Annotated in this window: 20 protein-coding genes; 6 read left to right on the forward strand and 14 right to left on the reverse strand. The window is 69.4% G+C overall.

What is annotated here, in order from left to right:
- Positions 1-40 precede the first annotated feature (40 nt).
- On the reverse strand, positions 41-2,668 hold the full coding sequence (locus AC1MFL_RS07690) for a cation-translocating P-type ATPase (RefSeq protein WP_479814512.1): 2,628 nt from the start codon (positions 2,666-2,668) through the stop codon (positions 41-43).
- Between the two features lie 894 nt (positions 2,669-3,562).
- Here AC1MFL_RS07690 and AC1MFL_RS07695 point away from each other — a divergent pair.
- Complete coding sequence (locus tag AC1MFL_RS07695) at positions 3,563-5,341, forward strand: sensor domain-containing diguanylate cyclase (protein ID WP_479814514.1); 1,779 nt, start codon at positions 3,563-3,565, stop codon at positions 5,339-5,341.
- Positions 5,342-5,504: 163 nt separating this feature from the next.
- Here AC1MFL_RS07695 and AC1MFL_RS07700 read toward each other — a convergent pair whose 3' ends face one another.
- The 7 genes from AC1MFL_RS07700 to AC1MFL_RS07730 all read right to left on the reverse strand — a co-directional run bounded on the left by AC1MFL_RS07700 (position 5,505) and on the right by AC1MFL_RS07730 (position 10,972).
- The gene (locus tag AC1MFL_RS07700) at positions 5,505-5,804 is read right to left on the reverse strand and encodes a hypothetical protein (protein ID WP_479814516.1); all 300 of its coding nucleotides are present in this window, start codon (positions 5,802-5,804) and stop codon (positions 5,505-5,507) included.
- 49 nt (positions 5,805-5,853) lie between these two features.
- On the reverse strand, positions 5,854-6,648 hold the full coding sequence (locus tag AC1MFL_RS07705) for a glycosyltransferase family 2 protein (RefSeq protein ID WP_479814518.1): 795 nt from the start codon (positions 6,646-6,648) through the stop codon (positions 5,854-5,856).
- A 5-nt stretch (positions 6,649-6,653) separates the two neighbouring features.
- Positions 6,654-8,084 carry a PIG-L family deacetylase gene (locus AC1MFL_RS07710; RefSeq protein WP_479814520.1) on the reverse strand — a complete coding sequence of 477 codons (1,431 nt, stop codon included), beginning with the start codon at positions 8,082-8,084 and terminating at the stop codon, positions 6,654-6,656.
- Positions 8,078-9,184 (reverse strand): acyl-CoA dehydrogenase family protein, encoded by a 1,107-nt coding sequence (locus tag AC1MFL_RS07715; protein WP_479814522.1) that lies wholly within the window; start codon positions 9,182-9,184, stop codon positions 8,078-8,080. The genes AC1MFL_RS07710 and AC1MFL_RS07715 overlap by 7 nt, the downstream gene beginning before the upstream one ends.
- 164 nt (positions 9,185-9,348) lie before the next feature.
- Entirely contained in the window at positions 9,349-10,026 is a 678-nt protein-coding gene (locus tag AC1MFL_RS07720; protein WP_479814524.1) for an O-methyltransferase, read from the reverse strand.
- 57 nt (positions 10,027-10,083) lie between these two features.
- On the reverse strand, positions 10,084-10,542 hold the full coding sequence (locus AC1MFL_RS07725; RefSeq protein WP_479814526.1) for an SRPBCC family protein: 459 nt from the start codon (positions 10,540-10,542) through the stop codon (positions 10,084-10,086).
- A gap of 82 nt (positions 10,543-10,624) precedes the next feature.
- Complete coding sequence (locus tag AC1MFL_RS07730) at positions 10,625-10,972, reverse strand: thiamine-binding protein (protein ID WP_479814528.1); 348 nt, start codon at positions 10,970-10,972, stop codon at positions 10,625-10,627.
- A gap of 166 nt (positions 10,973-11,138) precedes the next feature.
- On the opposite strand from AC1MFL_RS07730, the gene AC1MFL_RS07735 reads away from it, so the two are divergent.
- Both AC1MFL_RS07735 and AC1MFL_RS07740 read left to right on the forward strand, forming a co-directional pair.
- A complete protein-coding gene (locus AC1MFL_RS07735; RefSeq protein WP_479814530.1) occupies positions 11,139-11,771 on the forward strand; it encodes a TetR/AcrR family transcriptional regulator in 633 nt (210 codons plus the stop codon).
- A gap of 6 nt (positions 11,772-11,777) precedes the next feature.
- On the forward strand, positions 11,778-12,194 hold the full coding sequence (locus AC1MFL_RS07740) for a YkvA family protein (protein WP_479814532.1): 417 nt from the start codon (positions 11,778-11,780) through the stop codon (positions 12,192-12,194).
- Between the two features lie 27 nt (positions 12,195-12,221).
- On the opposite strand, the gene AC1MFL_RS07745 is transcribed toward AC1MFL_RS07740, so the two are convergent.
- From AC1MFL_RS07745 to AC1MFL_RS07765, 5 genes are all read right to left on the reverse strand, one after another.
- Positions 12,222-12,947, reverse strand: a complete 726-nt coding sequence (locus tag AC1MFL_RS07745; protein WP_479814534.1) for an ANTAR domain-containing protein — start codon at positions 12,945-12,947, stop codon at positions 12,222-12,224.
- Positions 12,947-13,138, reverse strand: a complete 192-nt coding sequence (locus AC1MFL_RS07750) for a hypothetical protein (RefSeq protein WP_226760627.1) — start codon at positions 13,136-13,138, stop codon at positions 12,947-12,949. The genes AC1MFL_RS07745 and AC1MFL_RS07750 overlap by 1 nt, the downstream gene beginning before the upstream one ends.
- An 82-nt stretch (positions 13,139-13,220) precedes the next feature.
- Positions 13,221-13,532 (reverse strand): AzlD domain-containing protein, encoded by a 312-nt coding sequence (locus AC1MFL_RS07755; protein ID WP_479814536.1) that lies wholly within the window; start codon positions 13,530-13,532, stop codon positions 13,221-13,223.
- Positions 13,529-14,275 (reverse strand): AzlC family ABC transporter permease, encoded by a 747-nt coding sequence (locus AC1MFL_RS07760; RefSeq protein WP_479814538.1) that lies wholly within the window; start codon positions 14,273-14,275, stop codon positions 13,529-13,531. Before AC1MFL_RS07760 ends, AC1MFL_RS07755 begins: the two co-directional genes overlap by 4 nt.
- The gene (locus AC1MFL_RS07765; RefSeq protein WP_479814540.1) at positions 14,272-14,745 is read right to left on the reverse strand and encodes a DoxX family protein; all 474 of its coding nucleotides are present in this window, start codon (positions 14,743-14,745) and stop codon (positions 14,272-14,274) included. Before AC1MFL_RS07765 ends, AC1MFL_RS07760 begins: the two co-directional genes overlap by 4 nt.
- 107 nt (positions 14,746-14,852) lie before the next feature.
- On the opposite strand from AC1MFL_RS07765, the gene AC1MFL_RS07770 reads away from it, so the two are divergent.
- A complete protein-coding gene (locus AC1MFL_RS07770; protein WP_479814542.1) occupies positions 14,853-15,824 on the forward strand; it encodes an ABC transporter ATP-binding protein in 972 nt (323 codons plus the stop codon).
- The gene (locus tag AC1MFL_RS07775; protein ID WP_479814544.1) at positions 15,817-17,409 is read left to right on the forward strand and encodes an ABC transporter permease; all 1,593 of its coding nucleotides are present in this window, start codon (positions 15,817-15,819) and stop codon (positions 17,407-17,409) included. The genes AC1MFL_RS07770 and AC1MFL_RS07775 overlap by 8 nt, the downstream gene beginning before the upstream one ends.
- A 17-nt stretch (positions 17,410-17,426) precedes the next feature.
- Here the strand turns inward: AC1MFL_RS07775 and AC1MFL_RS07780 are convergent, their stop codons facing one another.
- Positions 17,427-18,326 (reverse strand): glycerophosphodiester phosphodiesterase, encoded by a 900-nt coding sequence (locus tag AC1MFL_RS07780; RefSeq protein WP_479814546.1) that lies wholly within the window; start codon positions 18,324-18,326, stop codon positions 17,427-17,429.
- A 50-nt stretch (positions 18,327-18,376) separates the two neighbouring features.
- On the opposite strand from AC1MFL_RS07780, the gene AC1MFL_RS07785 reads away from it, so the two are divergent.
- The gene (locus AC1MFL_RS07785; RefSeq protein ID WP_479814548.1) at positions 18,377-19,714 is read left to right on the forward strand and encodes a DUF445 domain-containing protein; all 1,338 of its coding nucleotides are present in this window, start codon (positions 18,377-18,379) and stop codon (positions 19,712-19,714) included.
- The last annotated feature ends 19 nt before the right edge of the window (positions 19,715-19,733 follow it).

Below are 19,733 nucleotides of genomic sequence, written 5' to 3' on the forward strand. Positions count from 1 at the left end.
GACCCATCCTGTGGCGGCGGCCCGTCCGATGAAAGAGGCTTTAGACCTTGGTGGCCGGCGCGGCCTTCGCGACCCGGCGGTGGCGGACGATCTTGTACAGCCAGTCCGCGAGCAGCACCCCGGGAATGGCGGCGAGGGCGACGGCCAGGCCGCCGGGCGACGGCGGCGCGTGGCCCAGCAGGGTGGCGAGCGGGCCGAGGAACAGGAACACCGCCAGCAGACCCAGTTCCGCCAGCACGGCCCAGACCAGCAGCCGGTTGCTGAACCAGCCGAGCCGCCACGGTGGTACGGAGGCGCTGCGGCAGGCGAAGGCGTTGGCCAGCTGGGCCAGGACCACGGTGGTGAACGCAGCACCGGAGGCAGCCATCAGCACGTCCGACGCCGGCAGTTCCGCCCCGGGGGTCCAGCCGGCACCGAGGAGCACCGCCGTGTACGCCGTCATTTCGAAAAGTGCCTCGACCGGGCCCAGCAGACCGAACACCCGGATGATCAGCGCCCGGTCCATCAGGTGCCTGCGCTCCGGCGGCCGTTTCAGCGTTCCCTTGCTCGGGGCCTCGCTGCCCAGCGCCAGCGCGGGGAGCAGGTCGGTGCCGATGTCGAGGGCGAGGATCTGCAGCACGCTCAGCGCCAGCGGGAACCGGCCGCCGGAAAGCGCCCAGATCACAAAGGGGGTGAGCTCGGCGACGTTGTCCGTCAGGTGGTACGTCAGGAATCGCCGGATGTTCGCGTACGTGGCGCGGCCCTGCTCCACCGCCGCGATGATGGTGGCGAAATCGTCGTCCAGCAGCACAAGGTCGGCCGCCTCACGGGCCACGTCCGTGCCGCTCAGCCCCATGGCTACGCCGATGTCGGCCTGCTGCAGGGCCGGCCCGTCGTTGACGCCGTCGCCGGTCATTGCCACCACATGGCCGCGGCGCTGGAGCAGGCGGGCCACCCGCAGTTTCTGTTCCGGGGTGACCCGGCTGACCACCACACCGTCGCGGTCCAGCAGCGCGGTCAGGACGGCGTCGTCCTCGGGCAGGTTGTGTCCCTCCAGCACCAGTTCGGGCGATCCGATCAGCCCGGTTTCCCGGGCGATGGCCGCCGCGGTGAAGGCATGGTCGCCGGTGACCATGGCCACTTTGATGCCGGCGTCGCGGGCCGCTTCGAGTGCCACCCGCACCTCGGCCCGGGGCGGGTCGTGCAGGCCGATCAGCCCCAGCAGCGTCAGTCCGCTCTCAACGTCCTCAAGCTTGAAGCTGGCGCCGGGCGGGCCGGGCAGGCTCCGCTCGGCCACGGCCAGGACCCGCAGCCCGTGGGAGGCCATCTCATCCACCATCCGCAGGGCGCGGCCGGCGCCGTCCTCGCCACACAGCGGGATCACGGACTCCGGGGCACCCTTGACATACAGGGTGGTCCCGACGATGGCGGACTCCCGCAGCCGGCGGGGATCGAAGGCAAAGCGGTGCGAGACCTCCAGCTCCCCGGGGCCTTGCCCGGGGTCCGCCAGCCGGGCGGCCAGGGCGTGGATGGCGGCCTCCATCGGGTCGCCCTCGGCGACCCACTTGCCCTCGTGGAGCACGGCACGGCCCACGGAGGCGGCGAGCGCGGCGGTGCTGAGGTGCTGCGCCTCCACGGTTCCCTTCCCGGTAACCTCCGCCTCCGGGCTGTAGCCTGCGCCGATGATGCTGAGCACCCCGGACGGGGTCCAGACCTCGACGGCATTCATCCTGTTCTGGGTGAGGGTGCCGGTCTTGTCCGTGCAGATGTAGGTGGTGGAGCCGAGGGTTTCCACCGCTTCGAGGTTGCGGACGAGTGCGTTGCGCTGCGCCATCCGTTGCGCCCCGACGGCAAGGGACAGGGTGACCGTGGGCAGCAGGCCCTCGGGCACCAGCGCCACCATCACACCGATGGCAAAAAGAAACGCGTCCCGCCACGAGATCCCGACGAGGAGCGAGAGCACGAAGAACAGCGCGCCGATCCCCAGTGCCATCGCGGCGGTGATGCGGACGATCCGTTGCAGTTCCCGGGCCAGCGGGCTGGGCGGCGCCTCGACCTTTCCCGTCAGGGCCGCGATTTCGGCGAGCCGGGTCTGACCGCCGGTGCTCGCGACAATGCCTTCGGCCTGGCCGTTGACCAGGAAAGTCCCGCCAAAAACGGTGTCGCCGGGAACCTTGGCAAGGGCCTCGCTTTCACCGGTGAGCATTGATTCGTCCACTGAACAGCTCGCCGCGACCGCCAGCCGCAGATCCGCCGGAACCCGGTCACCGGCAACCAGCACGACGGCGTCGTCCGGGACCAGCTCGGTGGTGTGGACCTTGATGACGCGGTTGTCCCGGCGGACCGAGACCATTGCCGGGAGCAGCTCGCGGAGCTTCGCGGCGGCATGCTGGGCGCGTTCCTGCTGGATGTAGGCGAACACCCCGTTCACCAGGATCACGATGACGATCGCGATGGCCAGCTGCGGCATGCCGGCCAGGTAGGCGAGCACGGAGGCACACCAGAGCAGGATGGCGAAGAAGTGGGTCAGTTCGGCAAGCAGCCTCCGCCAGCCGGGGACCGTGCCGGCCTCCGGCAGCTTGTTCGCCCCGACCTGTTCGAGCCGCCGCGCCGCCTCCGCGGAGCTCAGCCCGGGAGCGGCCCGGAGGGCCTCGGCGCTTTGCCCCCCGGCGGGGGCCTCGGGCGTCACGGCCGGCCGCGGCCGCTTAGGCGCAACACCGTGGACCGGCCCTGGTCAGGTAGCTCATGGATTGAGGGTGCGCCTTCACCGTCGGCCCACGTTAGGGCCAAAGGTCACGGCGGCGTGCCGTCCCGGCCTATCCGAGGGCCAGCGCTACGGCTGGTGGACCGCCACGGGGCAGCTCACCGCCGGCAGGTTCCGCTGGATCTGGCCGATCCCCCCGGTTCCGGCCGCTTTCGCGCTCGGCGCGGCCATGCAATCGGCATCGCCGTGCTCGGCGCACTCCCCGTGTCCACCCCGTAGTGCGCGGCCCGCGGTGGCGAGGCTGGCGAGTCGGCTTTCTGGCCGCACCAGTCTTTATTCGTTGTAGCGTGATGGGATGGTCGAGGACGAGCAGGAACTGACGGGCGGAAATGCGTCCGAAAGTGTTGTGCGCGTTGGTCACAACGTACGAAAACCCTGGTTGGAAAACTCTCCCGTCGTACAGAACTACCTTGCTCCGGTCATCCGGCGTGGATGTTCCGGAGCCGCTGGGCAGGGACGCCAACGGCCGACACGTAGTCGAGTACGTTGAAGGCGAACTCGCGCTGGATCAATCCCCGCTCGGGCCTGACAGCTTGCTACGGGCGGGCCGAATGATTCGACAAATCCACGACGCGAGCGAAACAGTCGTGATTTCTAACCCGGGCGACTGGAAGATGCTGCTGCCAGCTGAAAATCCGAACCTGATGTGCCACAACGACCTCGCTCCGTGGAACCTCATCAGCGAAGGTTGCACCGTTGGTGGCCAGGACATACTCGTTGTCCTGGCGGCAGGCCGGGCCAGTACTGAGCCACGAAGCCCTCAGCCGGCTGATAGGCCGCACGTAGTTCTGCGCCATTCCGTGCGTGGATACTTGGATGATGAATTCGACCAGTCCCTCCCACGGAGTAACTACCGACACGGAATCGATGTTGCATCTGCCTGCCCAGATCAGGGCTGTGCTCAACGGCATTCCGGCCATGGTGGGGTATTGGGACAAAGACCTGCGCAACCGCCTCGCTAACGATGCGTACGGGGAATGGTTCAGCGTCGACCCGCGCGAGATGCACGGATTGCACATCCGTGAGTTGCTGGGCGAGGAACTGTTCGCGCTAAACCGGGTGTACATCGAGAAGGTTCTCGAGGGAACGCCGCAGCTTTTTGACCGGACCCTGGTCGATGCCAGCGGCAACACCCGCTATACCCAGGCCTCTTACGTGCCTGACCTGCAGGGTTCCGATGTTCAGGGGTTTTTTGTTCTGGTTACTGACATCACGGAACGGGTGCTCTCCGAACAGCGCCAACGACATGACATGGACCGTTACAGGGCGCTTGCGCGCAGCATACCGGGGGTGTTCGTCCTCCTGTTCGATGCCGATTTGCGGTACCTCATCGCAGAGGGCCAAGAGCTGGAGAGATTCGGGTACCGCCGGGAGGAGATGGAGGGCCGGCTGATACACGATGTCCTCCGAGACGGGTTGGCGGACGAGCTGGAGCCCCGCTATCGCGCGGCTCTGGCGGGTAAGGAAGTCTCCTGGAGCCGCCGGATAAAGGACCGCACGTACCGGCTGACGGCCGGCCCGGTTGCCTCTGACGGAGAGACCGCCGGGATGGTGGTGGCTGTCGACGTGACAGAACGCCAAAGGCAAGAAAAGACGTGGGCCGGGCTGCACAACATCTCTTCGGCAATCGCCCGCAACGCGTCGCCGGACGACGTCGCCGAGCAGGTCGCGTCCGTGGTGCGCTCAATCTTTGATGTGGATTCGGCGGCGGTCACCCGCTTCACCGGCCCTCTGGCTGCAGAAATCGTGGCGATGGCGCCAGCGCTCCCGTCGACCCTGAGCCGCCGGCAGGCCTATACGCCAACGGATGCCCCCGCGAGCGTGCGAGTGGCCATGACGGGCAAGCCTGCCCTGGCGGTTTACCTCCCGGGAGGGGGCCTGGCCGCGGAACAACTGCTGGAAGCTGGATTCCGGTCCTCGGCAGCAGCTCCGGTCCGGGTGTCCGGCTCGCTCTGGGGCGCTGTGGCGCTCACCTCCAAGTCGGAGACCAACCTCACCGCGGCGGTCCTCGATCAGCTCTCCCAGTTTGCTGAACTCGTGGAGATTGCCATCGGCAACGCCGAGGCCCGTACGAGTCTTGAGCTTCAGGCCAGCACCGACGTCCTAAGCGGCCTGCCCAATCGCCGGGTCCTCGAAGACAGACTTGCCAGGGAAACCGAGCTCGCCGCCGCCCGTGGATCCAGGCTGAGCGCCGTGGTTCTCGACATCGACCATTTCAAGATGGTCAACGATTCGTTCGGCCATCTGGCCGGAGACAAGGTGCTGGCGGAGGTCGCGGCGCGGCTTCGGGACGTTGCCCGGCAGGGCGAGATTCTTGCCCGTTTCGGTGGTGAAGAGTTCGTCTGGTTATTGCCCGGCAGCAGCAGCGAAGAGGCCTTGCAGGCTGCTGAGCGCGCCCGGCTGGCGGTGGCCTCCCGGCCCTTCGATGGCGTCGGAACCATTACGCTGTCCGCTGGCGTTTGTGAACTGCAAGACGCCGGAACGCATGCGTTACTCGCTTGTGCGGACAACGCCCTGTACGCATCAAAACACGCCGGCCGGAACCGCAGCAGCCGTTACGGAGCTGCCACGGAACCTGATCGGGCCCTTGTGCCTTAGCCCTGGGACCCCCAGCGGCGTGGCAACCCCAGAGCTGCCGGGTTGACGCGGCAGCGTCCTGCGCCAACGGCGGGCGGTGCCATCCGGACTTAGCGAGACCTCGCAACGCTTCGCTGCTAGGGCCCGATTTTGGCTCACTCGTTGGCAGCCGCACTGCTTCTAGTCAGCCGGATACGGTGCCGTCGACTTCGCCGGGCCGGCCCCCGCACCTCCGAGGTTGACCGCTCATGAACTTCGGTTCACCGTGTGGCAGAGCCTCGGCCGACTGCTCAGTTGCGCCTTCGATCGTGTTGAGGAAGTCATATTGATCTGCAGTTGCCATGCTTGCCCGCAGCCCTCCAATGCCGAACGATTCAAACCTCCCCGGTAACCTCGCGTCCGCTGCCGCGTCGAGCGAGAGTTTTTTGCGCGCGAATACCGCCAGTTCCGCAGCTTCAAGAGACTCTTCCAGGGAACTTGGCATCTCCGAAGCCTAGCCCGCGGGCGCGGACCGGACCGGCGCCTCCCCCGGGTCAGTCGACCGCAGTTGGCCGGTGCCGTCCCAGGGTCCGGAGGTACGCGCCGAAGCCGTGCGGCGCCCGGGCGTGGATCCGGCCCGAGGTCAGCACGCGCATGCTGTCCGTGGCGGTGACGGTGAAAGCGCGGTTCCGGAGGCTTTGCACCAGGGTCCGGTCCTCGTGCGAGGCGAGCTTCGGGAAACCTCCGGCGGCCAGGTAGGCAGAGGCCCTGACGCCGAAATTGGCCCCGTAGATGTGCGGGTGGTCCTCCTCGAAGGGGTGGCGTTCCAGCCAGCGCCGGAGCAGCTCCGGGTCCATTCCGGCTGGGTCCGGTTCCACCGAGCCCAGCACGGCGTCGGCGCCGGCTTCGGCGAATTCCAGCTGGCGGACGAGCCAGTTTTCCGGAACCTGCGAGTCCGCGTCCGTGTTGGCCAGCCAGGTCCGTCCGGCCCACGGCGGCGGGGTCCACCGCTTGCCGGGCGGCCTGTTCCGGGATGTTCCGACGCCGGCGGCCCGGATTCCGGCCGCGCGGCTGGCCCCGGTGTTGCGGACGGCCACTTCGAGGGCGCTGAACCGCTGGTCCGCCGCGACGTAGCGGGCCGTGATGCCGGCGGACCCGTCGGTGCAGCTGTCCAGCACCACGGTGACCCGGGCGTCCACGTCGGGTCGGATCCGGTGCAGGGCGTCGGCGGCACGCTGCACCGCATTCAGGGCCCGGCCCAGGTGCTCGTCCTCGTTGTGGGCCGGGATCACGACGGCGATCCGGTCAATGCTGTGTCCGCGGGGCAGCGGCAGGGCCAGTGCGGCCATTCCGCTCAGCTTTCCGGGCCGGGCGCGGTGGTGGCTGCCGGCCGCGGGTCCCCGCCGGACGCGGGGGCGATCAGGACCTCGAGGATGAAGTCGCGTTCCCGGTAGAGCCCGGCGTCGGCCCAGCCGAGCTGGCGGCGCGCGGCGGCGTGGACGGAATCGCCGTCGAGCTCCCATCCGGAGATGGGGTGGCGCCAGTGGCACAGGGCCAGGGTGCCGCCGGGCAGGAGTGCGGCCTCGACCCGCTCAAACAGCTCAGCCAGCTCCCCGGGGGCGAGGTAGTAGCCCACCTCGGACACCACGATCAGGTCGAATCGGCCCTCCGGCCAGTCCTGCGGGACGGTGAGGTGGCGGGTCCGGGCGTCGGGCAGGTGGTTGAGGCGCCGTGCGGCGTGGGCCAGTGCGGCACTGCTGGCGTCGACGGCCAGGAAGCTGGCGCAGCGCTGCGCGAGGTCCACGCTGAGGGTCCCGATCGAACAGCCGATTTCGAGTCCTGCTGTGTAGTTCAGGCCGGGCAGCGCCGCGAGGGTGAGCGCGCGTTTGCGGTGCTCGTACCAGCTGGTGGTGTACTGCCAGGGGTCGTCGGTTCCGGTGTGGACTGCGTCGAAGACACCTTCCGCGTCGGCGGCGGCGTAGGAACTGGCGCCGGTGCCCCGGGCGGCCGGGCGCTGCCATGCGAAGGTCTCGAACGGCCGTTCAAAGTGTTCCAGGAAGGCCGGCGGGAGCAGCACCTCGTCCCCCGGCCGGGAGGACAGGGCCCGGACTTGAGTGGTGTGGGAGGCCAAGGCCGAAGCCTTGGCCTGCCGTTCGGCGGGCTCCAGCGGTAGCCGCAGCCAGGACTGCCAGGCCGGGTCCGCGGCGTCCGCCCAGAGCCAGTACCAGATGGGGTACTCCAGCAGCCCGTGGCCGCCCGCGCCAGCGGCCTCGGCGGCGGCGGAGCCCAGTGCCTCGTGGTCGGTGTGGCCGTCGTGCCGGTAGGGCGCCACGAGGGTGATGCGCTCCGCCGGCAGTCCCGAAGCGGCCGCTTCGGCGATCGCGAGCTGCAGCGCCGCGTGCACCTCCGCCCGGTGGTCGGCGAGCCTGCCGTCCGGCAGGGCGAGGAACCGCCAGTCCGGGTCCTGGAGCAACTGCGTGAGCGCGCCGCCGAATTCCTGGAGCCGCACAGCCGCGAGTAGTTCCGGCGTCGTGGTGGGTGAGTCCGGGTGGGAGGCCTCCCCTGCCGTGCACAACAGCACCGTGACGCGGGCCCCGAGCCTCCGCAGCCGGGCCATCAGCCCGCCGGCCCCGAGGGATTCGTCGTCCGGGTGTGCGGCCAGGACGATGAACGCCTGCCCGGCGAGTTCCCCGGCGTCGAGCGGGAGCTCCGGGAGGGCCGCCAGTCCGCTGGCTGCCCAGTCGTCCTCGCTGGTTCCGGTGTCCTGGTGGGTGAAGCTCACCACGGGTGGTCCCCCTTGAGTGTGAGGGCACCGAGCTGGGCGTCGTCGCGCATGCCGTGGTGCTGGCGGATATAGAGCGAGAGGTCGGCCATGCGTTTTCCGTAGACGGGGTCGAAGGCGAGCGGGCCGGGGCCGAGGTTCTGGCTGACCAGCGTCTGGATGCGTTCGACGGCGGTGGCGACGTTGCCGCGGACGCGGAGGGCCTCGCTCCAGGCCCCGGTGCCGGAGAGTTCCCCGGCATCGATCCGCGCGGCGGTCCCGGCGAGGTATCCGGTCAGGGCAGCCAGTGTGCGGTCGATCTCGCCCAGGTGGGCAAGCGCCAGCTGGTCCGGTTCGCGGCCGCCGCTGGCCGCTTTGCGCAGGGAATCCTTGAACCCGCGGGCCACCGCGACGGCGCCGCCCAGCCAGCAGGCCGCCACGCCCATGCCGCCCCAGGCGAAGCCGGGCCGGCGGTAGTACCAGCCGGAGCCGCCCAGCGGCACGGCCGGAACGGCGTCGAAGTGCACGGTGCCGCTGGGGATTTCCGTGAGTCCCCGGCTGGTCCACTGCGGATCCTCGAAGCTGACACCGTGGTCATGGAGGTCGACGGCGAAGGCGGCGCGGCCCCCGTCCTCCAGATGGGCGGTCACGACGGCGTGGTCCAGCTGGGCGGCCAGGGAGCACCAGGGTTTGGACCCGTGCAGCAGGAAACAGCCGTCCGCCGGCTTGGCCTCGAGCCGCAGGCCTGCGGCTTCTGCGGCAAACACACCCCAGGCGCCGTCGAAGTGGACGCCGTCAACGTCCGGGCTGTCCCCGCCGTTCAGGACCGCCTGCCCGGTGGCCTGGGCGAGGATTGCGGAGGCATCCAGGTGGGGTTCGATGGCCCGGCCCGCGGCGACGTCAATGGCCGTGACGGACGCCAGGATTTCCCACAGGAACGCGGTCCGGCCCCCGCCGGGATTCGGGGCGGCTGCTGCGGCGGTTTTGGCCAGCTCCAGCAGTGCCGGGACGTCGCCGACGGCGGACGCGGCCGCCGCGAGCAGGGGGCTGAGCCCGGCCAGGTGATCCGGTGCGGAGCTGATCCGCACGGCGAGGGGCCGCTGGGAATCGGGGGTCCGGTTCATGTGGTGGCCTGTTCTCCTTCGAGGTGCGTCTGCTGCTGTCGGCGTCCATGCCTGCGGCCGGGCCACTGCCGGGTAGTTCCAGGCCGCTCCATAAATCTAAGCACACTTAGCACTTTTGGGATTCCGCTCGCAGCTCCTGCGCCGACGCGATGCCCGCCACGCGGCTACACCACCCGCGCCAGGGCGAAGCCGTCCCAGCCTTTGGAGCCCACGGTCTGGATCACGGTGCCGTCCAGCCGGGGGTCCTCGCCCAGCATTTTCACGGCGCTGATGATGCCCGGGGCGTTGACGGCGTCCAGTGCGGGGTCCAGCACGGCTCCTTCCCAGACCACGTTGTCCATCACGACGGCGGTGCCCGGCCTGCCGAGGCGGATGGCCCAGTCGAGGTAGTGCGGGTTGTTTTCCTTGTCCGCGTCGATGAAGACGAAATCGAAGGGCTCGGCACCCTCGTCGGCGAGCGCCTGCAGGGTTTCGAGTGCCGCTCCGACCCGGATCTCAACGCGGTGCCCCATCCCGGCGAAGTCGACGTTGGCGCGGGCCACGGCGGCGTGTTTGGGGAGGTATTCGCACGTGATCAGCCGGCCGCCGTCGGGCAGCCCCTGGGCCATCCAGATGGTGCTGAACCCGGCCAGCGTCCCGATTTCCAGCACCCGGCGGGCACCGGTGAGCTGGACGAGGAGTTTGAGCAGTTTGCCGGCGGTGGGTGCGACTTCGATGGGCGGCATGCCTGCCTCGAGGGCGGTGCTGACGGCGCGTTTCAGGGTGCTGTCAGGGCGTACCACAACCTCTGACAGGAAATCTTCGACGGCGGTCCAGCGTTCGGTGGGCTGATGCTCGAACATGCCCCAAGTCTTACAGCTGACCCGTCCGGGCGGTAGGCCGCCGGCCCCCGGGGGTGGTTAGCCCCGGCCTTCCATCTTGGCCTTGAGCAGGTGCATCCACTGCACGCCCAGCCGGTCCACCACCCATTCCGCGACCTTGCCAACCAGGGGGATCCGCTCGATCCGGAACTCGTCGCGCTCATCGACCACCGTCAGCACCATCCCCGAACCCACCGGCTCGAACAGGAAGGTTTCGGTCTCCGGGGCTTCGCCCATGCGCCCTGTCATGCGCCAGACCAGGCGACGGTTGGGAATGGCCTCGATGTACTCACATGTGCCTGCCATGTCTGGCACCCCGGGCATCTTGCCCACATACGAGAAAGTCGTGCCCGTCAGCTCCGGTGTGAGCACCATGTCCGTGTATTCGGTGTGCAGCCACGACGGTTCAATCTCGGTCATGTTCCGCGGGTCCTTGTAGAAGTCAAAGACCTTCTCGACCGGGGCGTCGATGTAGATGCTGTCCGTGGTCCGGATCATGGCAAGTCCTCTCGTCGGGACTACCAGTCCAGTCCCAGCGCCGGCCGCCTACCAGAGCCGAACGTCCCGCGGCACTGCCGGACTAATCGCCGAGGGCCTGTTCCAGGCGGTCCAGCTTCCCGGTGAGTTCTCCCGTGTAGCCCGGGCGGATGTCTGCCTTGATGACGAGGGAGACCCTGCTGCCGTAGCGGCCCACTGCCTCGGTGGCCCGTTTCACGACGTCGAAGACTTCATCCCACTCCCCCTCAATCGTGGTGAACATCGAGTCGGTGTGGTTCGGCAGGCCGGATTCACGGACGATCCGGACGGCTTCGGCGACGGCGTCGTGGACCGAGGCCTCGTCCGCCGCTATGGCCGCCGAACCGGCGGGTGCGTCATCGGCCTGGCGCGCGGGACGGCCTGAGGGTGCGACAGAAAATGCAAGCAACATGTCACCAGTCTTTCACGTCCTCCCAGTTCGTGGCGGTGTGAAACGGGCCCGGATCTGTCCTGGGCCCGGTCCGGACGCGGCCTGGAGCACACCGCGGAATCCGTCACATTAGTCACTACCCGGGAGTAATCTCCCGGCCCCGCCCGTGCGTTGCTAACCTAGGCAAATGAACCGGGTAGCAGACCGCAGGCCGCTCCGCGCCGATGCCGCGCGGAACGTGGACAAAATCATCACGGCCGCCCGCCAGTGCTTCCGGGAGCACGGCCCCGAGGTCCCGCTGCAGACCATCGCCGTGACCGCCGGAGTGGGACCGGCCACGCTGTTCAGAAACTTCGCTGACAAGGAAGAACTGGTCCTCGCGGCACTGCACCGGCAGCTCGGGCTGATCGTCGATCCGGTCATCGAGGAGGCCCTCGCCGGACCGGACGCCGCCGATGGCCTGTTCCGCGTCATTGATGCGCTCATGGGCGTGGCCAGCGAAGAAGCCAACCTCTTGGGAGCCGTCGCCGGCCGGCGCGGGCTGCTGACCGGCATCACGGGCGACCTGATCGAATCCGTGGCTGTGCTCCTGGGCCGCGGACAGGGCCAGGGCACCCTGCGCAGCGACATTTCGATGACGGACCTGATCCGATTGCTGGCCATGCTGATCGGCGTCGTGGACACGATGGAGGCAGGTTCGGATGCCTGGCGCCGTCCGGTCGCCCTCGTCGAGGACGCCATCCGCACGGAGCGTCCGCACCGTCCGCTGCCGCCCCAGGCGCCGCTGCCGGGCACCGCCTTCGACGCTGTCCTCGGCTAGAGACCGGTGTTCTGGGAAACGATGGCCGGCGTGGTCGGCGGCCTGCTGCTGGTCTATGCCGTCCTCCTGCTCCTCCTGTGGGGCTATGCGCGCAGGCATCCGGAAACGGTGACGATGAAGGATGCGCTGCGGTTGCTGCCGGACCTGTTGAGGCTCCTGCGGCGGCTGGTCGCTGACCGGACCCTGGGCGCCGGGGTGCGGATCCGGCTTGCCCTGCTCCTGGCCTACCTGCTCTCACCGATCGACCTTGTCCCGGATTTCCTGCCCGTGATCGGGTACGCCGGCGATGTGATCATTGTGGCGTTCGTCTTGCGCGCTGTGATCGCACGGGCGGGCGGGGATGCCCTGCGCCGGCACTGGCCGGGAACGCCCGACGGGCTGCAGCTCATCCTCAGGCTCGCCGGGCTCGGGGCACCGCTGTAGGAGTAGGAATGCAGGCGCTGCGGGACGTCAGGCGCTGAAGGCCGTTGCCGCGGGACCGCCGTCGAACCTGCGCAGGATCTCCTCGGCCACGATCCGGAGCTTGACGTTCCTCGTGTTCGAGACCTTGGCCAGCAACGCAAACGCTTCCGACTGCGAACAGCGGCTCTGCGCCATGAGGATGCCGGTGGCCAGGTTGATCTCGGTCCGCGACCGCATGGCCATCAGCAGGTCACGGTTCACCGCCCGGGCGGCGTCGAACCGGATGGCCAGCCTCGTCACTCTGGCGGCGCGGACGGCGAACGCCCCGCAGGCTGCCACGGCGCCGTCGTCGAAAGCCTCGGGGGATGTCGAAAGGAAGGTCAGGGTGGCCGCTGCGTCCGCGTCCGCAAGCAGCGCAACGGCAAAAATGCTGCGGTTCCCGCGCTGGGCAGCCGCCCGCTGGTAGCGCCTCCAGCGGGGATCCATCGTCGTGTCCGGCACCAGCGCCGCCAGCCCGGTCCGCTGCGCCTCCAGCCCGGGGCCCTCCCCGACCTCGTCCTGCAGCCGGTCCAGCACCCGGGCGTCGGTGTCACCGGCGGCCAGGGCCAGCGGCCTGCGCCTCCGGGCCACCCGCACCGAACAGACCACCGGGCGCCCGGTTTCAGCTGCGGCGCACTCGGCCGCAAGGTCGGACAACTGACGGAGGAAATCCTCCAGGACGTCACTGTCCAGCAACAGATCCTGCAGGTGCTCCGAGAGCCGGGTTCCCAGCATCAATCCTCCGCGGGCTTCTCTTTGGCTTCCAGCAGGTGGTGCTGCAGCTTCTCCTCAGCCTCCCGCCGGCGCCGTGCCATCTCCCTTAGCTCGCGGGTGGACTCGGCCCCCGGCGGGACGAACGGTTCGTGCGGCTTGGAGTGCTGGCCTTTGCCGGGCGCAGGGGTAGCCGGATCGTCGTTGTCGCTCATATCCGAATGCTCCCACGGGGATTCGGCGGCAAGTAGGGACTAAAGACCGTTACGGAGCGGTACGGCAGAAGGTGGCGGGCTGCTAGCCCCAGCCAAGCAGCCGGAGCCCGGCTGCCGCGCCGGCGCCGGCGAGGACAACCACCAGGAAAGGCGCCCGGAAGACCAGGGCGATGCCGGCCGCGGCCAGTGCCCCGAGGCGCGCATCCAGTGCCAGCGTCTGCCCCGACGCCACGGTGTTCACGATCGTCAGGGACGCCAGCAGCCCGATGGTCATGGTCCCGGCGATCCGCGACATCCGCGGGTCACGGAGCACGCTGGCGGGGACCAGGTAGCCCAGCAGTTTCCAGGCGTAGGCCAGCAGGCAGGAGAGCAGCAGCCACATCCACAGCGTCATGAGGCCTCCCCGGAGGGCCGTGCAGGCTGGTGCGGGTGTTCGGCGTAGGGGTCCATGTCCGGTTCCAGTCCCTCGTCACTGCGGCCATGGCTGAACCAGCCGATGGCTGCCGCAACCACCGCGGCCACCAGGATCGGCACCCCGGCCGGAACGAAGGGTACAGCGAGCACGGTGGCGAGGGCGCAGACGACGGCGATCGCCACCGGTTCGCGGCCCTTGAGCCGGGGCCAGAGCAGGCCCAGGAACGCCGCAACCGCGGCCCCGTCGAGGCCCCACTGCTTGGGATCGCCCAAGGCCGCGCCGGCCAGCGCGCCCACTGCGGTAAACAGGTTCCACAGGACGAAGATGCCCAGGCCGGCGGTCCAGAAGCCGCGCTTCTGCTCGGACGGGTCCGTCTGTCCGGTGCTCGTGGCGGTGGACTCGTCGATGGTGACGTGGGCTGCCGCGAACCGCAACCAGCCCTTCGGCTGCAGCAGTGCGTTGACCTGCATTCCGTAAATGCCGTTGCGCATGCCCAGCAGTGTGGCTGCGCCCATCGCGGCGACACCGGATCCGCCCCCGGCCACCACGCCGATGAAGGCGAACTGCGAGCCGCCGCTGAACAGCAGCAGGCTCAAAGCCATGGTCTGCCAGAAGTCGAGCCCGGAGGTGACGGACAGGGCACCGAAGGAGACGCCATAGAGGCCGGTGGCGATGCTGATGGAAAGCCCGACCCGCACCGCCGGGGACTGCAGGAGTCTCATTGCCGGACCGGCTGCCGCGGGTGCGGCGTCCCCGGAACGAGGTTCCGCAGGCTCCAGGCCCAGGCAATGAGCGGTGCCTGCAGCGGCAGCCGCAGGGTGTGCGCGCGTCGCTGGCCGGGGGTCCCCTCCGGGCCGTAGGCCTTGCGCAGCGCGTCGATGTGTCCGGCGAGGAAGAGGGTGAACATGACCGCGGTGCAGCCCGCGGCCGCGCGGCGGGTCGCCGGGATCAGGAGTCCGACGGCGGCTCCCGCCTCGAGCAGGCCGCTGAGCGCCACCCATTCCTCCCGGGACAGCACCGCGAGCGGGCTGTTGGACTGCTCCCCGGTGTCATCGCGGCAGAGGAAGTCCGGAACCACCGGGCTGAAGAGGCCGGGGTCGGAGAAGTGCTTCGCGGCGCTCGCCAGGAGCAGGGCGCTCATCGCCACGGCGGATAGGGTCTGGGTGTCCCGGCCGGACCAGCGAAATGGCATGGAACAACTCAATCACAGCCACGGACCCTCCGCTAACCGCGGCTGGCGTGCGGAAACGGGACTTTCCGCAGGGGTCACCGTCCGCCGATCGGCGTACCTTGATGACTATGAGCGGTGTCGTGGAAATGACGGGTGTCGTGAAGCGTTTCGGGGCCGTGACAGCCCTGGACGGACTGGATTTCGAGGTGGCCGCCGGCGAGGTGCACGGCTTCCTCGGCCCGAACGGGTCCGGGAAGTCCACCACCTTGCGCCTGCTGCTGGGTCTCCTGCGCTCCGATGCGGGTTCCATCAGGGTGCTCGGGCTGGACCCGTGGCGCGACGTCGCGACGCTGCACCGCCGGCTCGCCTACGTCCCCGGGGACGTGGCCCTCTGGCCCAACCTGACGGGCGGCGAGGTGATCGAGCTGCTGGGCCGGCTGCAGGGCGGCCAGGACCGCGCGCGGCGGGACCGCCTGCTGGAACTGTTCGAGCTCGACCCCACCAAGAAGGCGCGCACCTACTCCAAGGGAAACCGGCAGAAAGTGGCCCTCGTTGCGGCCCTGGCCACCGACGCCGAGCTGTTCCTGCTGGACGAGCCAACGAGCGGGCTGGACCCGCTGATGGAGGACGCGTTCCGCGGCTGTGTCCGCGAACTGCGCGCGCAGGGGCGCACCGTCGTGCTGAGCAGCCATATCCTCAGCGAAGCCGAGGCGCTCTCCGACCGGGTCAGCATCATCCGCTCCGGGAAGGTGGTGGAGACCGGCCCGCTTGAGCAGCTGCGGCACCTGACCCGCATCTCGGTCACGGCCGACGTCGCGGCGGTCCCTCCGGGGCTGGAGCTGCTGCCCGGCGTCCACGACGTCGTCATCACCAACCACCGGGTCAACGCCCAGGTCGACCCCGCCGGCCTGAACCACCTGATGCAGGCGCTGACGACGGCGGGACTGAAGTCCCTCACGAGCCATCCGCCCACGCTGGAGGACCTGTTCCTGCGCCATTACGGTGACATCCCCGCGGGGGTTCCTGCCGCGGCCGTCGGCTCTTCCCCGGGCCGGTCCACCGTTCCGGGTCCGGGCGGGCGGAGGCCCGGCGGTGTCTGAGACCCTGGCCGGAACGGGCATCCTGATCAGGCTCGGACTGCGGCGGGACCGCTGGCTGCTGCCGCTCTGGATCGCCGGGTTCGCCCTGATCGCCTATTCGACGGCGCTGGCCGGAACGGAGCTCTACCCCGATGTGGCGAGCCGCGTCGAGGCCGCCACCGCCCTGAACGCGACCGCCTCGATGGTGGCGCTCTTCGGACGGATCTACGATCCGACGTCCATCGGCGCCCTCTCGCTGATCAAATACACCGCGTTCATGACCGCCATCCTCGCCGTCCTCATGGTCATCCTCGCCATCCGGCACACCCGCAGCGATGAGGAGAGCGGACGCCTGGAACTGCTTGGCGGCGGGAGGCTGGGCCGGGACGCCCCACTGGCGTCCGCCCTCACGATCAGCCTCGGCGCCAACGTGCTGCTCGGGTTACTCTCGGCGGCCGCGCTGGCCGCCGGCGGGTTACCGGCTGCCGGCTCCCTCGCGTTTGGGCTGGGCTGGGCCGCCACGGGCATGGCGTTCAGCGCCGTGGCCGGGCTGGCGGCCCAGCTGACCGCCAGCGCCCGGGCCGCCACCGGACTCAGCATCGGCGTCGTCGCCGTCACGTACGCGTTGCGCGCAGTCGGAGACCTCGCCGAACCGGGGCCCTCGGTGTTTTCCTGGCTCTCGCCCATCGGGTGGAACCAGCAGATCCGGGCGTTCGCCGGGGACCACTGGTGGGTGCTGGCGCTGCCCGTGAGCCTGTGCCTGGTGCTGGTCCCGGCCGCTTTTGCGCTCCGCGCCCGGCGCGATCTTGGCGCTGGCCTCCGCGCTGAACGCCCGGGCGCGGCCGTCGGTTCGCTCTCCGGGGTCTGGGACCTGGCGGTGCGCCTGCAGTACCGCGTCCTGCTGGCCTGGGCCGTCGCCTTCCTCGTTTTCGGCGTCGTCATCGGATCCCTGGTCAGCAACGTGGCTGAGCTGCTGAGTTCACCGAACGCCCAGGACCTGATCAAGATGCTGGGCGGCCGGCAGGCCCTGACGGATGCTTTCCTGGCCGCCGAGATCAGCATCATGGGGCTGCTGGCCGCCGCCTACGGGGTGTCCTCGGCCGGCCATCTGCGCAGCGAGGAGGCCGCGGGCCACACCGAAGCCCTGCTGGGCACAGCCACCACCCGGATCCGCTGGGCGAGCAGCCACTTCACGTTCGCCCTGGCCGGCGTGGCCCTGCTGCTCCTGCTGGCGGGGGTCTCGATCGGCGTCGGCGCCGCCTTCGCCGTCAACGATGCGGCGCTGGTGGGCAGCAGCACCGTGGCCGCCGTGGCCCAGATCCCGGCCGCGTGGGTGGTGACCAGCGCAGTGCTTGCGGTGTTTGGCTGGGCGCCCCGGCTGGCCGGGGCGGTCTGGGGCCTCCTGCTGGCTTTCGTTGCCCTGGGCGAATTCGGGGTGCTCTGGAACGCCCCGGACTGGATCATGGGCCTTTCGCCGTTCCGTCACTCCCCGTTGCTTCCGCTGGGCTCCGGGAGCGTGCCGGAGCTGGCCGGGCTCACCGTGGCGGCTGCGGTCCTCGCGGCGGTGGGCTACGCCGGCTGGCGGCGCCGCGACCTGGCAGCCTAGGGGGCGACGCTGCCTGTCTAGTGGAGGCTCCGGGATCCGGCCGCCAGCTGGGCGAGGACCTGCGCGGGCCGGTTCGTGGTGATCTCGTGGATCCCGAGCTGCTGGCAGAAGGCCACATCGTTTTCCGAGTCGACGGTCCACACCCGGAAGCGGCGGCCGGAGTCGAGCCAGCGCCGGATGGTGCGGGAATGCCCGCGGACGTAGTCGATGCCCGGGCCGGCCAGGCCCGTCTCGCGGTCGTCCAGGATCCGCTCGGCTTCGGTTTGCGCGGCCTTCATCACGTTCGCCAGCGCCGCGCCGGTGAGCGCCCCCAGGCCGAGTTCCTCCCGGATCTCCTCGACGTTGACGTCGTCCACGAGCTGGCACACGGCGGACGCCGGGACTTTCTTCAGCAGGTGCTTCACCGAGTCCGGGCTGAAGCTCATGAACGACACCGTGATGTTGCCCAGCCGGGACGTCGCCGGGTCCCAGCCTTCGGACTGGAGGACTTCAAGGACGCGGTCCTCCAGCTTGAGCTGGAAGGGGCTGGGGTGTTTGAGCTCAATCGCCAGCCCGACCTCCCGCCCTGCGGCGCGCAGCAGTACCAACAGCTCCGGCAGTGTCAGCAACTGGGTGGACCGGGCGCCGTATATCTCCGGAATCCTGGCGCCTTTCCAGGAGGAGAAGTCCAATTCCCGGAGCTCCTCGAGGGTCCGGTCCGCCACCGGGCCGGTCCCGTCCGAGGTGCGATCCAGGTTCGAGTCGTGCAGCAGCACCGCGTGCTGGTCCCGGGTGAGGTGGATGTCGCACTCGACGCCGTCGGCGCCGTCGGCGAGGGCCTGCAGGTAGGCGGCGCGGGTGTGCTCGGCGAAGGCCTCGCTTGAGCCGCGGTGGGCGTAGACCAGCGGGCGGGCTGCGGCGGACAGGTCAGGCGTCACGCTGCCACGTTAGCCGACAGCCGATACCAAACCGGGGCTAGGCTGGGCACATGCAGGTGAATACTGAGCCAAATACCCGTTCGGAGCGCCCCGGCGGCGCCGGGGCAGCCGCGGACGACCGTCCCGGCCCCCGCCAGACCGTGGCCACCGGCGACGCCGCGAAGGCGGCCGCGCTGCGGAAGATGAAGCTGCTGGCGCTCTCGCTGCTGATCCTGATGGCGATCATCTTTGTGGTCGCCTTCGCCTTGCAGAAGCAGTACCCCTGGCTCGAATACGTCCGGGCCGCGGCTGAGGGCGGCATGGTCGGCGCCCTCGCCGACTGGTTCGCCGTGACGGCCCTGTTCAAGTACCCGATGGGCCTCAAGATCCCGCACACCGCCATTATTCCCCAGCGCAAGGACCAGATCGGCGCCTCGCTGGGCGAATTCGTGGAAACCAATTTCCTGTCCGAGCAGGTTGTCCAGGAAAAACTGGCCTCCGTTGACATCGCCCGCAAGGCCGGCGTGTGGCTCTCCGGGCCCGGCGGCGCCGAACGTGTCGCCCGGGAGGGCGCCGCCGTCATCCGCGGAGCCTTCACGGTTCTCAACGACGACGACGTCCAGGCCGTGATCGAAGGCATGGTCCGCCGTCATCTGCTCGCCCCGCCGTGGGGCCCTCCGGTGGGACGGGTCGCCCAGCGGATCTTCGAGGACGGGCACCACCACGCCCTGGTGGACGTGCTCGTGGACCGCACGGTGGACTGGGTCCGGGACAACCAGGACACGGTCAACCGGCTGGTCACCGACCGTTCCCCGACGTGGGTGCCGTCGTTCGTGGACGGGCTCGTGGGCGACAAAGTCTATGTGGAGATCCTGAAGTTCACCCGGGCCGTGCAGTCCGATCCGCAGCACCAGGTCCGCCGGTCGATCGACAAGTACCTCAAGGACCTCGCCCAGGACCTGCAGCATGACCCGGTGATGATCGCCCGGGCCGAGGGAATCAAGGCCCAGGTCCTCGGCGACCCCGAGATCCGCGAACTCGCGTCCCGCACCTGGGGCACCATCAAGGCCGCGCTGCTCTCCGCCGTCGACGATCCGCACAGCGAACTGACCGTCAGGTTCAAAGCAGCCGTCCACGACTTCGGCACCCGGCTGGTGGTTGACCCCGAGCTGGCCGGCAAAGTGAACAAATGGATCGGCGACGCCGCCGGGTACCTCGTCAAGACGTACCGCTCGGACATCGCGGGCGTCATCACCGATACCGTGGCCCGCTGGGACGCCGAGGAGACCTCGCAGAAAATCGAACTCCAGATCGGCAAGGACCTGCAGTTCATCCGGATCAACGGCACCGTGGTGGGTGCCCTCGCCGGGCTGGCGATCTTTACGGTGGCGCATCTGGCCTTCGGCTAGCAGTCCGGCGGTCCGCGGT

Source organism: Arthrobacter sp. BG3, assembly GCF_056680185.1.